Origin of the sequence: Streptomyces sp. NPDC085866, from assembly GCF_044541035.1 — a bacterium.
Lineage (GTDB): Bacteria > Actinomycetota > Actinomycetes > Streptomycetales > Streptomycetaceae > Streptomyces.
In genome coordinates, this window is record NZ_JBITSQ010000001.1 from 183,230 (window position 1) to 203,610 (window position 20,381).

At 72.0% G+C, this 20,381-nt stretch carries 22 protein-coding genes; 17 read left to right on the forward strand and 5 right to left on the reverse strand.

Annotated elements, in window-relative coordinates; all coding sequences use genetic code 11:
• The first annotated feature begins 20 nt into the window (after window positions 1-20).
• Complete coding sequence (locus ACIF83_RS00835; protein WP_399722579.1) at window positions 21-1,064, forward strand: permease; 1,044 nt, start codon at window positions 21-23, stop codon at window positions 1,062-1,064.
• On the forward strand, window positions 1,061-1,798 hold the full coding sequence (locus tag ACIF83_RS00840; protein WP_399722581.1) for a TIGR03943 family putative permease subunit: 738 nt from the start codon (window positions 1,061-1,063) through the stop codon (window positions 1,796-1,798). Before ACIF83_RS00835 ends, ACIF83_RS00840 begins: the two co-directional genes overlap by 4 nt.
• Before the next feature lie 9 nt (window positions 1,799-1,807).
• Here ACIF83_RS00840 and ACIF83_RS00845 read toward each other — a convergent pair whose 3' ends face one another.
• A complete protein-coding gene (locus ACIF83_RS00845) occupies window positions 1,808-3,283 on the reverse strand; it encodes a beta-1,6-galactanase (protein ID WP_399722583.1) in 1,476 nt (491 codons plus the stop codon).
• Window positions 3,284-3,521: 238 nt separating this feature from the next.
• Between ACIF83_RS00845 and ACIF83_RS00850 the strand changes: the two genes are divergently transcribed.
• Window positions 3,522-4,298 (forward strand): class E sortase, encoded by a 777-nt coding sequence (locus ACIF83_RS00850; RefSeq protein ID WP_399722585.1) that lies wholly within the window; start codon window positions 3,522-3,524, stop codon window positions 4,296-4,298.
• 24 nt (window positions 4,299-4,322) lie between these two features.
• Here ACIF83_RS00850 and ACIF83_RS00855 read toward each other — a convergent pair whose 3' ends face one another.
• Window positions 4,323-5,732: an MFS transporter gene (locus tag ACIF83_RS00855; RefSeq protein WP_393464069.1), complete on the reverse strand. Its 1,410-nt coding sequence runs from the start codon at window positions 5,730-5,732 to the stop codon at window positions 4,323-4,325.
• 68 nt (window positions 5,733-5,800) lie between these two features.
• On the opposite strand from ACIF83_RS00855, the gene ACIF83_RS00860 reads away from it, so the two are divergent.
• The 5 genes from ACIF83_RS00860 (at window position 5,801) to ACIF83_RS00880 (ending at window position 9,813) form a co-directional block, all read left to right on the forward strand.
• Window positions 5,801-6,328, forward strand: a complete 528-nt coding sequence (locus ACIF83_RS00860; RefSeq protein ID WP_393464072.1) for a winged helix-turn-helix transcriptional regulator — start codon at window positions 5,801-5,803, stop codon at window positions 6,326-6,328.
• Window positions 6,329-6,370: 42 nt separating this feature from the next.
• Window positions 6,371-6,697 (forward strand): DUF6412 domain-containing protein, encoded by a 327-nt coding sequence (locus ACIF83_RS00865; protein WP_393464075.1) that lies wholly within the window; start codon window positions 6,371-6,373, stop codon window positions 6,695-6,697.
• A gap of 351 nt (window positions 6,698-7,048) precedes the next feature.
• A complete protein-coding gene (locus ACIF83_RS00870; RefSeq protein WP_399723131.1) occupies window positions 7,049-7,765 on the forward strand; it encodes a YidC/Oxa1 family membrane protein insertase in 717 nt (238 codons plus the stop codon).
• 208 nt (window positions 7,766-7,973) lie between these two features.
• Window positions 7,974-8,831: a fumarylacetoacetate hydrolase family protein gene (locus ACIF83_RS00875; RefSeq protein WP_393464078.1), complete on the forward strand. Its 858-nt coding sequence runs from the start codon at window positions 7,974-7,976 to the stop codon at window positions 8,829-8,831.
• An 82-nt stretch (window positions 8,832-8,913) separates the two neighbouring features.
• Window positions 8,914-9,813, forward strand: coding sequence for a hypothetical protein (locus tag ACIF83_RS00880; RefSeq protein ID WP_399722588.1), 900 nt, complete (start codon window positions 8,914-8,916; stop codon window positions 9,811-9,813).
• A 10-nt stretch (window positions 9,814-9,823) separates the two neighbouring features.
• Here the strand turns inward: ACIF83_RS00880 and ACIF83_RS00885 are convergent, their stop codons facing one another.
• The 3 genes from ACIF83_RS00885 to ACIF83_RS00895 form a co-directional block, all read right to left on the reverse strand.
• Window positions 9,824-10,708 carry an LLM class F420-dependent oxidoreductase gene (locus ACIF83_RS00885; RefSeq protein WP_399722590.1) on the reverse strand — a complete coding sequence of 295 codons (885 nt, stop codon included), beginning with the start codon at window positions 10,706-10,708 and terminating at the stop codon, window positions 9,824-9,826.
• A gap of 92 nt (window positions 10,709-10,800) precedes the next feature.
• A complete protein-coding gene (locus ACIF83_RS00890; RefSeq protein WP_393464087.1) occupies window positions 10,801-11,301 on the reverse strand; it encodes a heme-degrading domain-containing protein in 501 nt (166 codons plus the stop codon).
• Window positions 11,301-12,368, reverse strand: coding sequence for a Gfo/Idh/MocA family oxidoreductase (locus ACIF83_RS00895; protein WP_393464090.1), 1,068 nt, complete (start codon window positions 12,366-12,368; stop codon window positions 11,301-11,303). Before ACIF83_RS00895 ends, ACIF83_RS00890 begins: the two co-directional genes overlap by 1 nt.
• 48 nt (window positions 12,369-12,416) lie before the next feature.
• Here ACIF83_RS00895 and ACIF83_RS00900 point away from each other — a divergent pair, with 48 nt between their 5' ends.
• The 9 genes from ACIF83_RS00900 (at window position 12,417) to ACIF83_RS00940 (ending at window position 20,353) form a co-directional block, all read left to right on the forward strand.
• Complete coding sequence (locus tag ACIF83_RS00900) at window positions 12,417-13,562, forward strand: ROK family protein (protein WP_399722592.1); 1,146 nt, start codon at window positions 12,417-12,419, stop codon at window positions 13,560-13,562.
• A gap of 171 nt (window positions 13,563-13,733) precedes the next feature.
• The gene (locus ACIF83_RS00905) at window positions 13,734-14,018 is read left to right on the forward strand and encodes a hypothetical protein (RefSeq protein ID WP_393464096.1); all 285 of its coding nucleotides are present in this window, start codon (window positions 13,734-13,736) and stop codon (window positions 14,016-14,018) included.
• 85 nt (window positions 14,019-14,103) lie between these two features.
• Complete coding sequence (locus tag ACIF83_RS00910) at window positions 14,104-14,970, forward strand: hypothetical protein (protein ID WP_399722594.1); 867 nt, start codon at window positions 14,104-14,106, stop codon at window positions 14,968-14,970.
• 50 nt (window positions 14,971-15,020) lie between these two features.
• Entirely contained in the window at window positions 15,021-15,776 is a 756-nt protein-coding gene (locus ACIF83_RS00915) for a GntR family transcriptional regulator (protein WP_399722596.1), read from the forward strand.
• A 141-nt stretch (window positions 15,777-15,917) separates the two neighbouring features.
• Entirely contained in the window at window positions 15,918-17,042 is a 1,125-nt protein-coding gene (locus tag ACIF83_RS00920) for a TIGR03364 family FAD-dependent oxidoreductase (protein WP_399722598.1), read from the forward strand.
• A gap of 5 nt (window positions 17,043-17,047) precedes the next feature.
• Window positions 17,048-17,746 carry an HAD family hydrolase gene (locus ACIF83_RS00925; RefSeq protein ID WP_399723133.1) on the forward strand — a complete coding sequence of 233 codons (699 nt, stop codon included), beginning with the start codon at window positions 17,048-17,050 and terminating at the stop codon, window positions 17,744-17,746.
• A gap of 1 nt (window position 17,747) precedes the next feature.
• On the forward strand, window positions 17,748-18,794 hold the full coding sequence (locus ACIF83_RS00930) for an ABC transporter ATP-binding protein (protein WP_399722600.1): 1,047 nt from the start codon (window positions 17,748-17,750) through the stop codon (window positions 18,792-18,794).
• Entirely contained in the window at window positions 18,787-19,569 is a 783-nt protein-coding gene (locus tag ACIF83_RS00935) for a 2-aminoethylphosphonate ABC transporter permease subunit (RefSeq protein WP_393464111.1), read from the forward strand. The genes ACIF83_RS00930 and ACIF83_RS00935 overlap by 8 nt, the downstream gene beginning before the upstream one ends.
• Window positions 19,556-20,353, forward strand: a complete 798-nt coding sequence (locus ACIF83_RS00940; RefSeq protein ID WP_393464114.1) for an ABC transporter permease — start codon at window positions 19,556-19,558, stop codon at window positions 20,351-20,353. Before ACIF83_RS00935 ends, ACIF83_RS00940 begins: the two co-directional genes overlap by 14 nt.
• Window positions 20,354-20,381 lie beyond the last annotated feature (28 nt).

The window sequence follows — 20,381 nt, forward strand, 5'->3', positions numbered from 1 at the left end:
CATCGACAAGCGGAGTCGGCATGGAGAACACAGGCGCCCTGGTCGCCGAGGAGCAGGCGGCGGTCGGCGCCGTAGCGGACGGTGTGGGCGACCGTGATGCGCGGGAGGAGCGGGGCCGGTACTGGGCGCTCCTGCTCGTCGGCGCGGCTGTCGTGCCCGGCACGGCCGTGGTCCTCCTGGGGCGCTGGGGGGACGCCCCTGCCGTGCAGGCCTGGCGGACCGTGTGCCTGGCCGTCACGGTGCAGGCCCTGCCCTTCCTGCTGCTCGGCACAGCCCTGTCCGGCGCGATCAACGCGTTCGTACCGGAGCGGGTGTTCACCCGGGTGCTGCCGCGCCGGCCCGTGTTCGCCGTACCGGTCGCCGGTGTCGCCGGGGCTGTCCTGCCCGGGTGTGAGTGCGCTTCGGTGCCGGTCGCCAGCAGTCTGATCGGGCGTGGGGTCGCACCCGCCGCTGCCTTCGCCTTCCTGCTGTCCGCTCCGGCCATCAATCCGGTCGTGCTCACCGCCACCGCCATCGCGTTCCCCGGGAACCCCGCCATGGTGCTGGCCCGGTTGCTCGCCTCGCTCGTCACCGCCGTGGCGATGGGATGGCTGTGGCTGCGGTTCGGGCGGGCGGAGTGGCTGCGGCCCGGCGTACGGCACACCGGGCACCGGGAGGGGCACAGCCGGTGGAACGAGTTCCGGCTCGGGTTCCAGCACGACTTCCTGCACGCCGGCGGCTTTCTCGTCCTCGGGGCCATGGCTGCCGCCACCTTCAATGTCGCCGTTCCCCGCTCCGTCCTCGACACCTTCGCCGGGGCGCCCTGGCTGTCCGTGCTCTTCCTGGCCGGGCTCGCCGTGCTGCTCGCCGTGTGTTCCGAGGCCGACGCGTTTCTGGCCGCCTCGCTGACCGGCTTCCCTCCGGTCGCACGGCTGGCGTTCATGGTGGTGGGGCCCATGGTCGACCTGAAGCTCATCGCCCTGCAGGCGGGCACCTTCGGGCGGGCCTTCGCCGTACGGTTCTCCGCCGCCACCGTCGTCGTGGCCATCGCGTGCAGCTCGATGGTCGGCGGGGTGCTGCTGTGAAGCGATTCCTCCAGCCCCTCCTGCTCGTGCTCTGCGGGCTCGGACTGCTGCACGTCTCCCTCTTCACCGACCTGTATCTGAGGTACGTCAAGGAGGGAATGCGGCCCCTGCTGATCGCCTCCGGGGCGGTGCTGCTCCTGCTGGGCCTGGTCGGCGCCGTGCTCGACAAGCAGAAGGAGGAGGGAGAAGAGGGGCACGGCGGTCATGGGCACGATCACTCCGCCCTGCCCCGCGTCGCCTGGCTGCTCCTTCTCCCGGCGCTCAGCCTGCTCTTCTACGCGCCTCCCGCCCTCGGCGCCTACACCGCCTCCCGGCAGCCGCCCAAGGCCGTCCCCGAGGAGAGCGACTTCGATCCGCTCCCCGCCACCTCGCCCGTCCCCATGACCCTCTCCGACTTCACCAGCCGGGTGCAGCAGGACCGGGACGACCAGGACATCAAGGGGCGCAGCATCCTGATGACCGGGTTCGTCACACCGGGTGGGCCGGGCGGGAGCTGGGACCTGACGCGGGTCATCCTCAACTGCTGTGCCGCGGACGCCCAGTCCGTGAAGGTGCGGATCCACGGCGGTCCCGCGCTGCCCGCCAACACCTGGGTGACGGTCACCGGGACCTGGCACCCGGGTGGGAGGCTGGGTACCAGGTCCGCGCCGGTCGCGCTCGACGTCCGTACGGTCAAGAAGGTGCCCCGCCCGTGGAACGCGTACCAGGACTCGCTCCCTCCCGAGGAGCGCTGAGCCGCGGGGCTACAGGGTGACCCCGTCGACCTGCAGCGTCTGCACCGACTTCGCCGCGAAGGGGACGGCCACGGTCTTGCCGGACAGGTTCGTGTCCGAGTGGGAGGTGTAGAGGTCCCCGCCGCCCGTCGTCACCGTGTTCCAGCGGGGGACCAGGCCGCCCGTCCCGCCCGTCACTGTCGTGAACCTCGACAGGTCGAAGGTGAGCGTCTGGGCCGACGACGACGTGTTCGCCGCCACGATCACCAGCCGCTTCGCCGACTTGTCCAGCGCCGCCACCGCGTAGCTCACGCCCGTGTCCAGGATCGTCATCCCCGGGCGGATGTGGCGGCTGAACTGGGCCATCACGTAGTACTTGGTCTGGATCGCCCCGGGCTGCAGCGTGTTCGCGTCGTACGCGATCATCGCCCAGCCCGCGCTCGGGTCCATCACCTGCCAGTAGACCCAGGCCGTGGGGTGCAGCCAGCGGAAGTCGTAGAGGAGGTTGCCGGCCAGGGTCATCCCCGTGCCGTCGCTGTCTCCCGTTTCCGAGTTCCACAGGGCCTTGCCCGCCGTCGTCACCACGTCGGTGTACAGCAGGTCCCTGCGGCCGCCCGAGCCCTGGTAGCCGTGGACGTTGACCCGGTTCACGTACCCCTTGGTCGTGGAGGAGAAGGAGTTCCAGGTGGTGCGGGCCAGGTCGTAGCTCGTCTCGTCCGATGCCGAGATCTTCGTGGCCGTCAGGCCTCGCTTGTCCAACTCGCTTCTCAGATACGGGAGTACGGCCGACTGGACCGTCGAGTCCATGTGGCAGCCCTCCTGGGTGCCTGTCGCCGTCCACCAGGACGACGACGGCTCGTTGAAGGCCTCCACCGTCGCGAAGTTCACGCCCCAGTTCTGCTTTGCGTAGAGGGCCACCGCCGCGAGATGCGAGGCGTGCTGGCGGTAGTTCCAGGACTGGAGGTTGTTGCCACCGTCGGAGGCGCCGGAGGGGTTGTGGTCGAGGCACATCCACCACATCGGGGAGTTGGCGAACAGCTCGGTCGTAGCCCCTCGCGCCGTCGCCTTCACCAGCATCGCGCGCTGCGTCGCGTCCGCCGTCCACTTCCACGCCGAGGACGTGGGGTCCTCGTTGTTCCAGTCCTGCCAGTAGCCCTCGATCTGCTTGAAGGACGGGATATTGGGGGAGGCCACCATCGACTCGCCGCCGACGCTGTTCGAGCTGCACGCGCCCAGGTTGTAGCGGGCGATGTTGAGGCCCAGGCCGGGGAGTGCCGTGCCGTTGTACGTCGTCGTCCTGGTGGTGAAGAAGAGGTCCGCGAAGTCGTCCCGGGCGCCGAAGACGTTCGCCCACCAGGCCAGGGAGGTGCCCCAGCCCTCCCAGGTGCCGTAGGTCGTGGACGGGTTGACGGCGATCGTGGCGTCGGCGCGGGCCGTGCCCGTGGCCAGGGCGCTGCCCAGGAGGCCGCCGCCCGCGGCGGCCAGCAGCGTTCTGCGTCGGATCATGGCTTCTTCTCTGCCTCTCCGTGCGGCTCGAACACCGGCTTTGGGACCGGCGTTGACTCGTCCCCCCGCATGCCAACAGGAAGCATCGGGTGTGGCTTGTGAGGTTGTCGAGGGTTGTGACAGCCCTTTCTAAAACCCATTGAGGAAGCCGACGTCAGCGGCCGGAGGCCTTACGGCTCTGGTGAGTTCACCCGACTCGCCCTATCGTGCGGGCGGCTCCTGGGAGGTGGGTGTGCGGATGCGTGTCGTGCAGCACCGTGATCGGCGGAGGCGGGCCAGGTGGCGGCGGGGGCTGTGGGGTGGCGGCGAGGTGCTCGTCACCCTCGGGGCCGTGCTCATGCTGCTTGTCGTACACCAGTTGTGGTGGACCAACCGGGAGGCGCGGCAGGGGGCCGAGCGGAAGGTCGCTGCCCTGGAGAAGGAGTGGGGGAGCGGCGGTTCCGCTTCGGGTGACGCGCCCTCCGCGTCCGCGTCGCCGTCACCGCCGGCGGCCGCCAAGGCTCCCGGACGTGCGCGGCAGCGGTCGTACACCCCCGTCCTCGTCTCCGGCACGCCCCGCCGCTCCCAGGCGTACGCCGTCCTGACCATCCCCCGGCTGCACCTCCGCGTCCCCGTCGCCGAAGGCGTGAGCAAGCCGGACGTCCTCAACAAGGGGTACGTCGGTCACTACCCGGGCACCCAACAGCCCGGCCAGGCCGGGAACTTCGCGCTCGCCGGGCATCGGAACACCCACGGCGAGCCCTTCCGGTACCTGCCGAGGCTCCGGCTCGAGGACACCGTGCAGGTGGAGACGGAGGCGGCCACGTACACGTACGCCGTCGACAAGATCCTTCCGCAGACGTCCTCCCGGGACTCCGGGGTCGTACGCCCCGTGCCGCGGTCGCTCGTCCGGCCCTCCTACGGGTACGACCGGCCGGGCTACTACATCACCCTGACCACCTGCACCCCCGAGTTCACCTCGCGCTACCGGATGGTGGTCTGGGGGAAGCTGGTGTCGATGCGGCCCAGGGGGTAGGCCGCGGAGCCCAGGGGCCTCCCCTCACGCCCGCTCCCGCAGCACCGTCACGGCCACGGCGCCGAGCGCGGCCAGGCCCGCCGAGACCACCATCGCCACGTTCGCGCCGCGCGCCAGGCCGCCACCCGACGACGTGACGAGGGCGATGGTCAGGGCCACGCCCGCGCAGGAGCCGATGTAGCGGAACGTCTGCTGGGCGCCGGAGCCCATGGCCGCCCGGGCGGCCGGTACCGACTCCACCGCCAGGAGGGGCAGGGCCGCGTTCAGGAGGCCGCTGCCGACGCCGCCGAGCACCAGTCCGGGCAGGAGCCGCGTCCAGGAGCCCGCGCCGATCGCGCCCAGCATCGCCAGCGCGCCGACCGCGTGGAGCAGGAAGCCGGCCGCCAGCTGCCGGCGCGGTGCCACCCGCCCCGCCAGCCGCTTCGCCTGCAGCGCGACGCCGAAGGAGACGCCGGACCAGAGCAGGAACAGCCACGCCGTGTCCATCGCGGACATGCCCAGGGCCTGCTGCAACAGGGCCGGCAGGAAGCTGAACAGGCCGATCACGGTCAGCCCGGTGAACAGGCCACCGGCGGAGGAGGCCAGGAAGCGGGGATGGCGCAGCAGGCCCAGGTCGATCATCGGGGTCTTCGCCACGCGGGTCTCCACCAGTGCGAACAGCCCGAGCAGCACCGCGGCCGCCGCCAGCAGCAGGCCGACCGGCGCCCGCAGCCACCCGTCCCGGCCCAGCGTCAGCGCGGCCACCAGGGCCACCAGTGCCAGCCCGAAGGTGAGGGCGCCGAGCACGTCGGGACGCCCGCCTCTCGGCGCCCGTGACTCGGACAGTCGGCCGAGTGCCAGGCCCGCCACGACCAGCGTGGCCGCGCCGAGGACGACGTAGGCCAGCCGCCAGTTCGGTATCGCGCCCGAGACCAGCGGGCCGACCGCTATGCCGCCGCTCACGAAGGCCCCCCACACGCCGGTCGCGTGCAGCCGGCCGCGTGGGCTCGGGAAGGCCGTCACGAGCAGGCCCAGGCTGCTGGCCAGGATCGCCGCGCTCGCCGCGCCCTGGGCGACCCGGGTCAGGGTGAAGGCCCAGGTGGAGGTGGTCAGCCCGCTCAGTGCGGTGGTGAGGCCCAGCGCCAGGGTGCCGGCGAGGAAGACACGGCGGCGGCCGTAGTCGTCGGCCAGGCTGCCGGCCACCAGGAGCAGGGCGGCGAGGCCCAGGGGGGTGCCGTTCAGGAGCCAGGCCTGGGCGGAGAGGGGGGTGTGCAGCGCGGCCGCGGTGTCCGGCAGGGAGACCGCCGGTGCCGTGTACGTCATCAGGGCCACGCCGGTCGCGGCGCTGGTCAGGGCCAGGGTCGCCCGGGGGTGGTGCGGGGGTGCCGAGGGGTGGGTGTCCTGGCGCGCAGCCGTGGGGCGCGCGGAGAGAGTTCTTTCATTGAACCTAGCCATGGCTGTACCGTAACACCGTAGGTTCAGTCATTGAACCAAGATGTCGGAAAGTGGCTAAGGTGGACGCCATGGCACTGGGCAAGGACTACGCGACGCAGGAATGCTCGATCGCCCGCGCGCTCGAGGTCGTCGGTGAGCGGTGGACGCTCCTCGTCGTCCGCGACGCGATCTACGGCGTCCGGCGCTACAACGACTTCCTCGTCCACCTCGGCATCCCGCGCGCGGTCCTCTCGGCCCGGCTGAAGACGCTCACCGAGGAGGGGGTCCTCGACAAGCGCCGGTACCAGGAGTCGCCGCCGCGCGACGAGTACGTCGTCACCGAGCGCGGTATCGCGCTGTGGCCGGCGCTGCGGGCCCTCGCGCTGTGGGGCCGCGAGAACTTCCAAGCGAGTCGGCTGCGGTACTTCCGGCACGCGGAGTGCGGCACCGAACTCGGGCCGTACGGCGAATGTCCCGTCTGCGGAACCGTCGTACCCGTCGCGGACGTTGTACTGATGCCGGGCCCGGGACTCGATCCCGACCCGGCGGATCCGGTCAGCAGGGCGCTGCTCAAGCCGAAGAGGCTCCTGGAGCCCCTGGAGATCGATCCTGTATAACCGGAAGCGAGCAGAAACAGCAGGTCAGCGAAGGGGGAGGAAGTGGATCGGAGTCGTGTCGTCGGCGCGCGTCCCGTCGCCCTGCTGCTCGTTGTGGTGAATCTGCTCCTGCTCCAGGCCGCGCTCCTCGACACCGGCAGCCTCTCCACCACCGTCGCCCTCGCCGCGACCGCCGCCGCCGGTTCCGCGCTCGCCGCAAGCTCGCTCGTCGCCGCCCGCTGCGCACCCTCCGTCCCGCCCACCCGGGTCCGTACGGCGATACGCGACCGGGCCCGGCGTACGGCCTTCCTGCCCCAGCGCGACCCCGACGCCTCAGGACGCCGTCGGCCCCGGGCACCCGGACACGCCCTCGCGACGATCTGCGCGTAGGGCACCGCCGGACTCGGTCACGCCTGGTTTCCGCGGGACTCGGTCACACCTGGTTTCCGCCGGACCCGGTCACACCTGGTCCCCGGCCGACTCGGTTGCACCTGGTGTCTGCCGGACTCGGTTGCACCTGGTCCCGGCCGACTCGGTCACAGCTGGTTCCCGCCGGACTCGGTCACACCTGGCCCCCGCCGCTGAGGGCCTGCCTGGCCCAGCCGAATCCGGTCACGCCCGACCCCAGCTGACCCCGGTCACTCCCTGCCCCCGCGCGGGTCGTCATGCCGCCATGCCATCTCCGGTCACCCCGGCACGACGACACACCCCTGCACGGAGGGTCCCGCCATGTCCGCGTTCATGTCCGTTTTCGCCCGCCTGGTCGAGCAGCTCGCCGACCTGCTCCAGCCGCTCTTCCACGCCTCCGCGGCCGCCGCCGCGATCGTCCTGTTCACCGCGCTCGTGCGACTGCTCGTGCATCCCCTGTCCCGGGCCGCCGCCCGCGGTCAGCGCGCCCGGGCCGAGCTCCAGCCGAGAATCGCCGAGCTGCGCAAGGAGCACGCCAAGGACCCCGAGCGGCTGCAGAAGGCGGTGCTGGAACTGCACGCCGAGGAGAAGGTCTCGCCGCTCTCCGGCTGCCTGCCCAGCCTGCTCCAGCTGCCCGCCTTCTTCCTCCTCTACCGCCTGTTCTCCAACACCTCGATCGGCGGCGAGGCCAACGCGCTGCTGACCCACTCGCTGTTCGCCGCGCCGCTCGGCGGACGCTGGGCCGATGCCCTCTCGGGCGGCGGGGTCTTCGGGGCGGCCGGGCTCGTCTACCTCGTGCTCTTCGTCCTCGTCGCGGCCGTCGCGGCCTTCAACTACCGGCGCACCAAGCTGATGATGGCCAAGAACCCGGTCACGGTCACCGCCGGTGGGGGCGAGCAGGTGCCGGGGCTCGGCGCGGTCAACAAGGTCATGCCGTTCATGTCCTTCTTCACGCTCGTCACCGTGGCGGTGGTGCCGCTCGCGGCCGCGCTGTACGTCGTCACCAGCACGACGTGGAGCGCGGTGGAGCGGGCCGCGCTCTACCGCTGAGCCGGCTCGACCCGGAGCACCGAGCCGGCTCGACCCGGAGCACCGAGCCGGCTCGACCCGGAGCGCGGAGCCGCCTCCTCGGGGGGCGTGGTTACGGTCCAGTCCGTGAACAGGGTCTTGCGGACTGGACAGCCGAATTGGAGGATCGACCAGTCCTCCGATGGCTGCACCCATTGGCGGGCGCCCGCGATCGAGGGAGATTGTGACCATGAAGCTGCTGCGAGTCGGTACGGCAGGGGCTGAGCGCCCCGCGCTGCTCGACGCCGAGGGGACCCTGCGGGATCTGTCGGGGATCGTGGACGACATCGACGGGGCGCTGCTCGCGGACGCCGGCGCGCTCGGCCGGGTACGGGCGGCGGCCGAGGCCGGTGAACTGCCCGCGCTGGACGCGGAGGGTCTCCGGGTCGGGCCCCCGCTCGGCCGGATCGGCAAGATCGTGTGCATCGGGCTCAACTACCACGACCACGCCCGCGAGACGGGGGCCGAGCCGCCCGCCGAGCCCGTGATCTTCTTCAAGGCCGCGGACACGGTCGTCGGGCCGAACGACACCGTGCTCGTGCCGCGCCGGTCCACCAAGACCGACTGGGAGGTGGAGCTGGCCGTGGTCATCGGACGTACGGCCCGCTACCTGGAGTCGGCCGAGGAGGGGCTCGCGCATGTCGCCGGGTACGCGGTGGCGCACGACGTGTCCGAGCGGGAGTTCCAGATCGAGCGGGGCGGGACCTGGGACAAGGGGAAGAACTGCGAGACGTTCAACCCGCTGGGGCCGTGGCTGGTGACCTCCGACGAGATCGCCGACCCGCAGGCCCTGCCGCTCAGGCTGTGGGTCAACGGGGAGCTGAAGCAGGACGGGACCACCGCCGACCAGATCTTCCCGGTGGGCGAAGTTGTCCGCTACGTCAGCCAGTTCATGACCCTGTACCCCGGCGACGTCATCAACACCGGTACGCCGGCGGGCGTCGCGCTCGGTCAGCCCGAGCCGAAGCCGTTCCTGCGGGCCGGTGACGTGGTGGAGCTGGAGATCGAGGGGCTCGGCCGTCAGCGGCAGGAGTTCAAGGACGCCTGAGGCGCTGGGGGCGTCGTGCTTGCCAAGCGGCACTTCCGCGGGCAAGCATGGCGCCGTTGCCGGCAGTGCCGAAGGGTGGGGGATGGCCGCGACGGGAGCTGATGAGACCTCGACGACCGGTCGGAGAGGAGTCAGGCCGTTCCAGTGGGCGGCGGCCGCGCTGGTGGCACTCGCCGCGGGCACGGCCGTGGTGTTGTTCTTCACCACCGACGTGTGCGACCAGCAGATGGCTTCGAACGGGAACGTCGTCACCGTCTGCCGACACCCGCAGATGACGGATCCTCCGATGGTCGTCCTCGGCCTCGTGATCCTGGTGCTTCTGGGTGTCTTCTTCTCCGAGGTCTCCGGATTCGGCATCACCCTGAAACGCCAGGTGGAGGAAGCTCGGAGTGCGGCGCAGGAGGCCATCCGCGAGACGCGGGAGGTCGAGGCGAGGCATCAGGAGACCGCGGACGATCTGGCCGACGGGGTGAGGGAGGCGCTCAGCAGAGCACAGCCGGGCGGCCGGGCCGAGGGGCCGGCGTCGGCCGATCCTGTCGGCCGACTGGCGGCACGGTACAACGAGATCCGGTGGACCATGTCCAGTGGGCAGGCCAGGACACAGGCGATGTCCGAGGTGGTGGACGAGATGGTCGGTCTGCTGCGAGGCGCCCGGGACTTCGACGTCGAGAGCCATCTCCGGAGCAGCGACCGGGGGTTGCGGCTGGCTGCTGCCGCGTACTTGTACGCCAATCCGGATCCGGCGTGGGGACGCGCACTCGCCGAGGCGGCGGTGTCCGAGGACAAACCGTTCAACGAGTACTGGGCGCTCAAGGCACTGCGCGAAGTCTTCAGGGGGCACTGCGAGTTCCTGGACGAGGAGACGCGGGACCTGCTTCAACGCCGCTTGAACCAGCTGCTCCCGGGTAACGACCGCGCCGGGCAGATCAAGAAGCTGCTGCGCGACTGCCCGGCGCGGCGCGGCGGTCAGGCCGTGGCCTGAGCCGCGCCTCTCAGTCCAGTGCGGACGCCAGCCTGCGCCATGCCTCGCGCGGCAGCGCGTCGCGCGAACCCCCGTCCACCACCTGGATCGCCACATGGTCCGCGCCCGCCTCGTGGAACGCGTTGATCCGGTCCCGGATCCGGTTCTCGTCACCCCACGCGTAGAGCGCGTCGACCAGGCGGTCGCTGCCGCCGCCGGTCAGGTCGTCCTCGGTGAAGCCGATGCGCAGGAAGCTGTTGGTGTAGTTGGGGAGCGCGAGGTACAGGGCGAGGTGGTCGCGGGCCAGGGTGCGGGCGCGAACCGGGTCGGTCTCCCAGACGACCCCGAACTCGGGTGCCAGCAGGGGCTCTTCGCCGAGGATCTCGCGGGCCCGGGCGGTGTGTTCGGGGGTGACGAGGTAGGGGATCGCGCCCGCCGCCCGGTCCCGGGACAGCTCCAGGGTCTTCGGGCCGAGGGCCGCCAGGACCCGGTGCCCGGCCGGGACGCCGGCCGCGTCCAGGGCGTCCAGGTAGGTGACCAGCGCCGAGTACGGGCGGCGGTACTGGTCCGCGAGCTTGGCGTGGCTCACGCCGAGGCCGAGCAGGAAACGGCCGGGGTGGGCCGACTCCGCCTCGGCGAAGGCGGCCGCACTCGCGTCGGCCTCGTACTGCCAGATGCTCTGGATGCTCGTGCCGACGACCAGCCGTGACGTGGCCTCGAGGAGCGGGGCGGCATGCCGGGCGGCGCTGCTGCCGCCCAGCCAGGCGGCGCCGTACCCGAGTTGTTCCAGTTCCGCCGCTGCCTCGGCGATGTCGCCGCGCCGGGCCGGGTCCTCCGAGCGGAGTCCCACGCTCCAGACGCCGTACCGGCCGATCGACTCCTTGAAGGCGCGTGTGCTGCTCGTCGACTCGCTCATCGGGTCCGTTCCCTCCGGGTGGGTGTCGTGCCGTGATCGTCGTGCACGTCGGTGCCAACCGGAGGGAGCCGCGCGGTAATCCTGCCCACGGGCTATTCGCCCAGGAACTGCTCCAGCGCTTCCACCACGAAGCGGTGGTCCTGCAGTTGGGGCAGGCCGGACACGGTCACCGTGCCGATGACGCCCACGTTCTCGACGTGGATCGGGAACGAGCCGCCGTGGGCCGCGTAGGTGTCCGGGTCCAGGCGGGCGGAGTCCTCGAACGTCGTGCCCTTGGCCCGGAAGCGGGCGCCGACCAGGTAGGAGGAGGCGCCGTAGCGCTCCACCACCCGGCGCTTGCGGTCGATCCAGGCGTCGTTGTCGGGCGTGGAACCGGGCAGGGCCGCGTGGAAGAGCTGCTGGCCGGCGCGGCGGATGTCGACGGCCACCGGCGCCTGGCGCTCCCTGGCCAGCTCGACCAGGAGGGAGCCGAGGGCCCAGGCGTCGTCATGGGTGAACCGGCGGAAGACCAGGCGGCGTTCCTGCGCCTCCAGCTCCTCCACGCTCGGGGTGATCTCGGGGGCGAACTTCGGGGTGATCTTCGGGTGGTGCATCAGAGGGTCACCGTCACCTTGTCGCGGGCGGAGCGCCGGGCAGCTTCCAGTACGTCGAGTGCGGCGGCCGCCTCCAGGGCGGTCACCGGGTTGGCTCCGGCGCCGGTCAGAGCAGCCGCCACGGCCGCATAGTAGGCCGGGTAGTCGCCGGGGACGGTCGGTACGGGGCGGCCGCCGCCGGTCAGCGGGGACTCGCCGGAGCCGATGCGGCCCCACAGGGCCTCGGGCTCGGCGCCCCAGGCGGGGCCCGGCCGCAGGCCTTCCCTGAGCGCCGCCTCCTGCGGGTCCAGGCCGTACTTCACGAAGCCCGCCTGCGAGCCGAGGACCCGGAAGCGCGGGCCGAGCTGGGCCGTCGTGGCGGAGACGTAGAGGTGGGAGCGGACGCCGTTCTCGTGGGTCAGCGCGATGAAGGTGTCGTCGTCCGTCTCGGCGCCGGGGCGGCGGATGTCCGTCTCGGCGTACACCTCGGTGACCGGACCGAAGAGGACCAGGGCCTGGTCGACGACATGGCTGCCGAGGTCGTAGAGCAGACCTCCGATCTCTGCCGGGTCACCGGACTCGCGCCAGCCGCCCTTCGGCTGCGGGCGCCAGCGCTCGAAGCGGGACTCGAAGCGCCAGACGTCGCCGAGTTCGCCCTTCTCCACCAGCCCGCGCAGGGTCAGGAAGTCGCTGTCCCAGCGGCGGTTCTGGAACACCGAGAGCAGCAGGCCGCGCTCCTCGGAGAGGGCGGCCAGCTCGCGCGCCTCGGCCGCCGTACCCGCCACCGGCTTGTCCACGACCACCGGCAGGCCCGCCTCGAGGGCGGTGGTGGCGAGCGGGACGTGCGTCCTGTTCGGGGAGGCGACGACGATCAGGTCGAGCTCGTCGGCGCGGTCGAACAGCTCGTCGGGGGTACTGACGACGCGGACGCCCGGGAACTCGGCCTGGGCCTGCTGCTGCCGCTCGGGGTACGAGGTGACCACCGTGTCCAGGGCGAGGCCCTCGGTGGCGGCGATCAGCGGGGCGTGGAAGACGGAGCCTGCGAGGCCGTAGCCGACCAGGCCGACGCGGAGGGGGGTACCAGTCATGCGTCCTACTTTCGCAACGCTGTTGCTAAAGTGCAAGCGGCGGGGAGAATGGGTGGCGTGAACAGGACGAAGAGCGACGGGCCGGTGGGAGCGAACCTGCTCGCCGTGCGCAGTCACAACACCGCGCTGGTGCTGGATCTGCTGCGCGCGGCGGGGGCGGAGGGCATCAGCCGTCTGGAGCTGGCCGAGCGGACCGGGCTGACCCCGCAGGCCGTCAGCAAGATCACCGCACGGCTGCGGGAGGAGGGGCTCGCGGCGGACGCCGGACGCCGGGCGTCCACCGGGGGCAAGCCACGCACCGTGCTGCGGCTGGTGCCGGAGGCCGGGCATGCGGTGGGGGTGCATCTGGACCGGGACGAGCTGCGGGCCGTGCTGGTGGATCTCGACGGGGCGGTGGTCGGGGAGCGGCGCGGCGGCGTGGACCTGGGAGCCGGGGCGGAAGCCGTGCTGGGGGTGGTCGCCGACGCGGTGACCGGGCTGGTCGGGGAGGTTCTGGGCGGCGCCGACGCAGGACTTCCCGCCGTCGGGTCGCTGCTCGGTGTGGGGGTCGCTCTCCCCGGGCCGCTCGATCACGCGCGCGGGGTGCTGCACCGGGTCACCGGGTTTCCGGAGGAGTGGGACGGGTTCCCGCTGCGGGAAGCGCTGGCCGGGCGGCTGGGGGTGCCGGTCGTGGTGGACAAGGACACCAACGCGGCGGCGCTCGGGCTCTCGGTGGGGGGCGAGGACGGATCCTTCGCCTATCTGCATCTCGGTACGGGCCTCGGCGCCGGCTTGGTGATCGGCGGCAGGGTGCATCGGGGAGCGCGGACCGGGGCCGGGGAGTTCGGGCACCAGGTGCTGCAGCTGGACGGGCCGTTGTGCGAGTGCGGGAACCGGGGCTGCGTGGAGGTGCTGTGCCTGGGGGCCGTGGCGCGGGGCGAGGTGGCGGAGGCCGCGCGGGTGCTGGGGGTCGGGGCCGGGAATCTGGTGGGGTTGCTGGACATCGACCTGGTGCTGCTCGGGGGGCGGACGATCTCCGGAGCGCCGGAGCCGTTCGTCCGCGGGGTCGCCGAGATGCTCGACGCGCGGGCCCGGCGGGAGGGTGTGCCCGGCGGGACGGTCCCCGTGCGGGTCGCTCCGCGAGGGGAGCGGGTCGTCGCGGAGGGCGCCGCACAGCTGCTGCTGGCGCCGATGTTCGGGCGGGCGGACGGCTGATTCGGTCGGACGCGGTCGGCTGATTCGGGCGGGCGGACGGCTGCGGGGTGCACCGTCCGGACCACTCGCCCGGCCCCTTCAGGTGATTGCCGGACGACTCGCGAGCGGAGCACGCGTCGCACGGGTACGGCGTCTGCGCACCGGATGCCCCGGACTCGTGAGGAGAACAGCGTGTACGCAGCCGTCAGACGGTACGAAGGGGTCACCGATCCGGCCGAGGCCGGCCGCCGGGTGAACGAGGGATTCGTGCCGCTCATCCGCGACATTCCCGGCCTCCTGGCCTACTACTGGGTCGACGCCGGCAACGGGGTCATGGTCTCGACCAGCGTGTTCGAGAACGAGGCGGGAGCCGACGAATCGATCAGGAAGGCGGCGGTCTTCGTGCGCGACCACCTCGCGTCGCTGCTCCCCAATCCTCCCCAGGTCATGTCCGGCCAGGTCGTGGCCTCCGTGTAGCCCGTCGGCCGATCGAGCGGACTTGCCCCCGACCCCGGAGTGGCACGCCACGCCTGCGCTCCCCACCCGGCATGGTCATGTGTTCATGCGACCGTGCACGTCCCTGCCCCTCTGCCTCGCCGCAGCCGCCGCTCTCGTGCCCGTGTCGTCGGCTGCCGCGCACGCGGACGCGTCCCTTTCCTGTGCGGCACCCGGCGGCCGCGCCTTTCCGGTGACCACCCGGATCCACGGCGGGCCCGCCTCCTACGAGGCGGGCGGCGGCTTCGGCACCTGGTACATCGACCTCACCAACACCACCAGCCGCGCGTGCACCGACGTCCACCCCGTCGTCGTCCTCGTCGACGCCAAACGCACTCTGAACCCCTCCCAGCCCAAGCTGGAGTTCTACGACGGCTCCCGCGCCCGGCCCGTCACCTTCGAGAGCACCGACGAGCAGGAGCTGGTCGGCGTACTGGACGGCGCGGGGTTCGACGGGTTCACCGTGGCGCCCGGCGCGACCGTCACCGTCAAGGTCAGGCTCTCGCTCACCTCCGACGCCGTACCCGACACCATCACCGTCAACGCGGCCGTCGTGCAGCGCCGGGGCGAGGACGGCGACTGGATCGGGGAGTCCAACGACTACCGCTTCGGCATCGGGGGCGAGCCGGAGGACCCCGCGCAGACGCAGGCCCCGCAAGATCCGGAGAAGCCGACGGCGACGGCGACGGCGACCAACCCGTCCGGCACTCCCCGGGCCACCCCGAGCAGTACCGGCGACCCTGACGAATCCGACGACCTCGACGACCTCGACGACCCCTCCCTCCCCTTCGCCGCGGAGGCCGAGGAAGCCGGCGAGCGGGCCCGGGAGCTCGCCCGTACCGGGCTCGGGCTCGCGCACGGGCTGCTCGCGGCGGGCGCCGCCCTGCTCGCCGTCGGCGGAGGCGCGTTCCTCCTGGCCCGCCGACGCCGCTGAGCCGCGGGCCGCCGTACGACCGGCCCGCCCCCGTCTGCGACGATCCCTGCGTGGACTACCCGAACGACCAGGCCCCCGGCGCCCCCGTCCGCTCCGGCATCCCCGAGCACGGGCGCATCCCGAAGTACTACGCGGTCAAGGCGCGCATCGCCGGACTGCTGGAGGAGCTGGGGGAGGGCGGCCTCATCCCCACCGAGCGCGATCTCGCCGAGCGGTACGACGTCGCCCGCGAGACGGTACGGCAGGCCGTGCGGGAGCTGGTGCTGGAGGGGCGCCTCCAGCGGCGCGGCCGGGGAACCGTCGTAGCCGGACCCAAGCTGGCCCAGCCGCTGTCCCTCGCCAGCTACACCGAGGGCGTGCGCCGGCAGGGCCGTACGCCGGGACGTACGCTCGTCACCCTCGACCGCTTCCCGTGCCCGGAGCCTCTCGCCGCCGAGACCGGGCTGACCCGGGGTGAACTCGTCTGGCACCTGGAGCGCGTGCTGCTCGCCGACGACGAGCGGGTCGGCCTGGAGAGCACGTACGTCGCCGTCGACCGGGTCCCCGACCTCGACTCCCGCTTCGACCCCGACTCCTCCTTCTACGCCTATCTGAAGGCCCGGGGCATCGAGTTCGGCGACGCCGACGAGCGCATCGAGACCGTGCTGGCCACACCCCGCGAGGCCCTGCTGATCGGCACCCCGCCCGCCCTTCCGATGCTGCTGATCCACCGCGTGTCCCGGGACACGAAGGGGCGTCCGCTGGAGCGCGTGCGCACCCTGTACCGGGGCGACCGGTTCTCCTTCACCACGCACCTGAAAGGCTGAAAACCGCCCAAAATCACCCATCATCCACCCTCCGTATTGTCACGAAAAGATAACGGGTCTAGCCCAAACGTGATGGGTCGTTCACGCTCTCGTTGTCAGCCGGACCCTTCCGGTTCCCTGTGCGCGAGGAGCGTTGCCGCCGTGAGAGTGACAGTCGTCGGAGCAGGCGTGGTGGGCACCATGCACGCCTGGCAAGCAGTGGAGCGCGGCCACCAGGTCGTCCAGATCGAGCGTGAAGCGGAGGCGCGCGGCGCCTCGCTGCGCAACTTCGGGCAGATCTGGGTCAGTGGGCGCGCCGGCGGAGAAGAGCTGGAGACCGCGCTGCGGGCGCGGGAGCTGTGGGAAGGGATCGGCGGGCGCGTGCCCGGGCTCGGCTTCCGGGCCAACGGATCGCTCACCCCGGTGCGCGGCCCCCTCGAACTCGCCGTCGCCGAGGCCGCCGTGGCCCGCCCGGACGCCGCCGAACGCGGCTACAAGCTGCTGACCCCCGGCGAGGCGCGGGCCCTCAACCCCGCCCTGCGCGGCGAGTTCACCGCCGCCCTCCACTGCGAGCGCGACGCCGCCGTCGAGCCGCGCACCGCCCAACTGGCGCTGCGCGCGGAGCTGCTGAAATCTCCGAACTACACCTTCCTGCCGGGGCGCGAGGTGCGCGAGGTGGTCGGTGCCGGGGCCGTCCGGGACGACCACGGCGACGTGCATCACGCGGACGCCGTCGTGCTGTGCACCGGCGCCTGGCTCGGCGGACTGGTACGGGAGCTGGCCGGGCCCGAGCTGCCCGTGCGCCGCGTCCGCCTCCAGATGATGCAGACCGACCCGCTCGGCGAACCGCTCACCACCTCGGTCGCGGACGCCGACAGCTTCCGTTACTACCCGGCCTACGCCTCCCCGGCGCTGGACGCGCTCAACGCCGGCCAACCGCAGCCGGCGACCGCCGCCGAGCACAGGATGCAGCTGCTCATGGTGCAGCGCGCCGACGGTGGCCTGACCATCGGCGACACCCACGAGTACGAGCACCCCTTCGCCTTCGACACGCTCGAGGACCCCTACGACCACCTCACCAAGGTCGTCGAGTCCCTCCTCGGCCGGCCGCTGCCGAAGATCCGGCGCCGCTGGGCCGGTGTGTACGCGCAGTGCACCGACACCAGCCGGGTCGTGCACCGGCAGCGGGTGAGCGACGGCGTGTGGCTGGTCACCGGGCCCGGCGGGCGCGGCATGACCTGCTCGCCGGCGATCGCCGAAACCACCGCGAACGAACTGGGCTGGTGAAAGAGTTGACCACCGACAACCACGACATCCGTCTCGTCGTCCTCGACATGGCCGGCACCACCGTCGCCGACGCGGGCCTGGTCGAGCGGGCCTTCGAGGCGGTCGCCGTCGCACTGGGCGTCGAGCCCGGCTCCGCCGACCACGCCGAGAAGCTGGACTACGTCCGCGCCACCATGGGCGAGTCCAAGATCTCCGTCTTCCGGCACCTCTTCGGGGACGAGAACCTCGCCCAGCGCGCCAACACCGCCTTCGAGAAGGCGTACGGCGACCTCGTCGACGCAGGCCTGATCGCCCCGCTCCCCGGCGCCCGCGAGGCCATCGAGGAACTCGCCGGCGGCGGCCGTACCGTCGTCCTGACCACCGGCTTCGCCCGCGTCACCCAGGACGCCATCCTGGCCGCCCTCGGCTGGCAGGACCTCGTACCGCTCACCCTGTGCCCGGCCGACGCGGGCGGGCGGGGCCGACCGTACCCCGACATGGTGCTGGAAGCATTCGTGCGGACCAAGGCCGCCGAGGGCGTCCGGCAGGTCGCCGTCGTCGGTGACACGTCCTACGACGTGCTCAGCGGCGTACGCGCCGGAGCAGGCCTCGTCGTGGGCGTCCGCACCGGTGCCCACGGCGACGACGCGTTCCGCGCGGCCGGCGCCACGCACGTCCTCGACTCCGTCGCCGGCCTGCCCGCCCTGTTGTCGGGAGCGCGCTGAGATGGGCATCCGCTTCGACTCCGTCACCGTCGCCTACGACGGAAACGTCGTCCTCGACGCCCTCGACCTGACCGTCGAGCCCGGCGAGGTCATGGCGCTGCTCGGGCCGTCCGGCTCCGGCAAGACCACCGCGCTGCGGGCGGTCGCCGGATTCGTGCGGCCCGTGTCCGGGCGGGTGCTTCTCGGCGGCAGGGACGTGACGGACCTGCCGCCGTACCGGCGGGGCATCGGCATGGTGGTGCAGCAGTACGCCCTGTTCCCGCACATGCGCGTCGACGAGAACGTGGCGTTCGGACTCAAGGCCCGCAGGACGGCCGGGAGCGAGATACGACAACGGGTCGCCGAGGCACTGGAGATGACCGGCATGGCGGCCTACGCCCGCCGTCACCCGCGCGAGTTGTCCGGCGGTCAGCAGCAGCGCGTCGCCATCGCCCGCGCGCTCGCCGTCCGGCCGGACGTGCTGCTCCTGGACGAGCCGCTGTCCGCGCTGGACGCCCGGCTGCGGTCCGGGATGCTGGCCGAACTCGCCAGGCTGCACCGGGAGTTGCCGGACGTGTCGATGCTGTACGTCACCCATGACCAAGTCGAGGCACTGACCTTGGCCGACCGGATCGCCGTGATGGACGCGGCGCGGCTGCAGCAGTGCGGGACGCCTCGCGAGCTGTATCGGGCGCCGAAGAGTGAGTTCACGGCTTCCTTCGTGGGCGGCGCGAATCTGTTGCCGGTGACTGTGGGCTCCGGGGGAGTCGACTTCGCGGGCACGGAGCTGACGGTCGACACGGGCGGCGTGGTCGCGCAGGCGCGGGCCACGTTGTGCGTACGGCCGCATCTGGTCGGGCTCGGGGAGGGACCCAACCGGATCGTCGGCACTGTCACCGAGATCCAGTGGCGCGGGGCCACACACCGGCTGTACGTGGAGGTCGGTGGGCACACGGTCATGGCGGACCTGCGTGAGCTGAAGGCACCACCAGCACACGGGGACGCCGTGAGCCTGCACTTCGCTTCCGAGGACGCGGTGCTGCTGCCCGCCGGAGTCACCCATGAATAGGCGCCTGTTGTGGACCTTTCCACCGGTGGCCCTCCTCGCCCTCTTCTTCCTCTACCCCCTCGCCCTGGTCGTCCGGCAGTCCTTCCGGCCGGACGACGGAGGGACCTGCCTCCAGCCGTACGTCGACGTATTCGCCTCGGAGGCGTTCCGGCACGCACTGTGGACCACTGTATGGCTCGCGCTGGCTTCCACGGCCGGGTGTCTGGTCCTCGGCTTCCTGCTCGCTCTGGTCATCGCGTTCGTGCCGTTTCCGGGGGCGAAGGCGGTGGCGCGGTTCGTCGACGTGTACCTGTCCTTCCCGTCCTTCCTCATCACGCTGGCGCTGCTGTTCATCTACGGCACCACCGGCATCATCGGTTCCTTCCAGTTCCTGACCACGCCGTGGGGCGTGCTGCTGGCGGAGGTCACCTACTTCACGCCGTTCGTGATGCGGCCGCTGCTCGCCGCCTTCTCGCAGCTCGACACCGCTCAGCTGGAGGCGGCCAGTTCGCTAGGCGCCCGCGCACCCCGCATCGTGCGGCGGGTGATCCTGCCGGAGGCGCTGCCCGCGCTCGCGACCGGCGGGAGCCTCGTCCTGGTGCTGTGCCTCAACGAGTTCGGGATCGTGCTGTTCACCGGCGCGAAAGGGGTCACGACCCTCCCGATGCTCGTCTACAGCAAGGCGATCCTGGAGTCCGACTATCCGGGCGCGTGCGTGGTCGCCGTCGTCAACGTCCTGATCTCCGTGGGGCTGTACGGCCTCTACCGGGTGGTGAGCCGTCGTGCTGGTGCATAGCCGCAAGGGCAGGTGGGCCGTGTGGGCGGTGTTCCTCGTCCTCTTCGTGCCGCTGTTCGCCCTGCCCCTCCTCGTCGTCCTCGGCGCCTCCTTCGCCACCCACTGGTCCGGCGTCCTGCCCTCGGGCCCGACGACGGCCAACTACCACTCCGCCACCCGCGGCGAGGCCCTCCAGGCGCTGACCACCAGCCTGGTCACCGCCGTCACCGCGAGCCTGCTCGCCCTGGCCACCGGCACCTGGGCCGCGCTGGCCGGTGCGGCCCTGAAGAAACGCCACCGCCGGGTCCTCGACGCGCTGTTCGTGCTGCCGGTCGCGGTGCCCTCGGTGGTGGTCGGACTGTCGGTCCTGGTGGCCTTCTCCCAGCCGCCGCTGCTGCTCAACGGCACCCGGTGGATCGTGATCATCGCCCACACCGTGCTGGTCACGGCGTTCGCCCACCAGTCCGTGTCGGCGGCGATCGCCCGCCTCGACCCGGCCTACGAACAGGCCGCCGCCTCCCTCGGCGCCCGGCCCGCGTACGTCCTGTGGCGGGTGCGGCTGCCGCTCCTGCTGCCCTCGCTCACCGCCGCCGCCGGCCTCTGCTTCGCCCTGTCCATGGGTGAGCTGAGCGCCACGATGATGCTCTACCCGCCCGACTGGACCCCGCTTCCCGTCCTGATCTACGCGGCCACCGACCGCGGCGCCCTGTTCGCCGGGTCCGCTGTCGCGGTGGTGCTGATGGCCGCGACCCTGCTCGTCCTGTTCGCCGTCTCCCGGGTCCGCACCCGGGCGTCGTACCGCTGAGCCGCCACCCGCCCAACCCGCCCTCGTC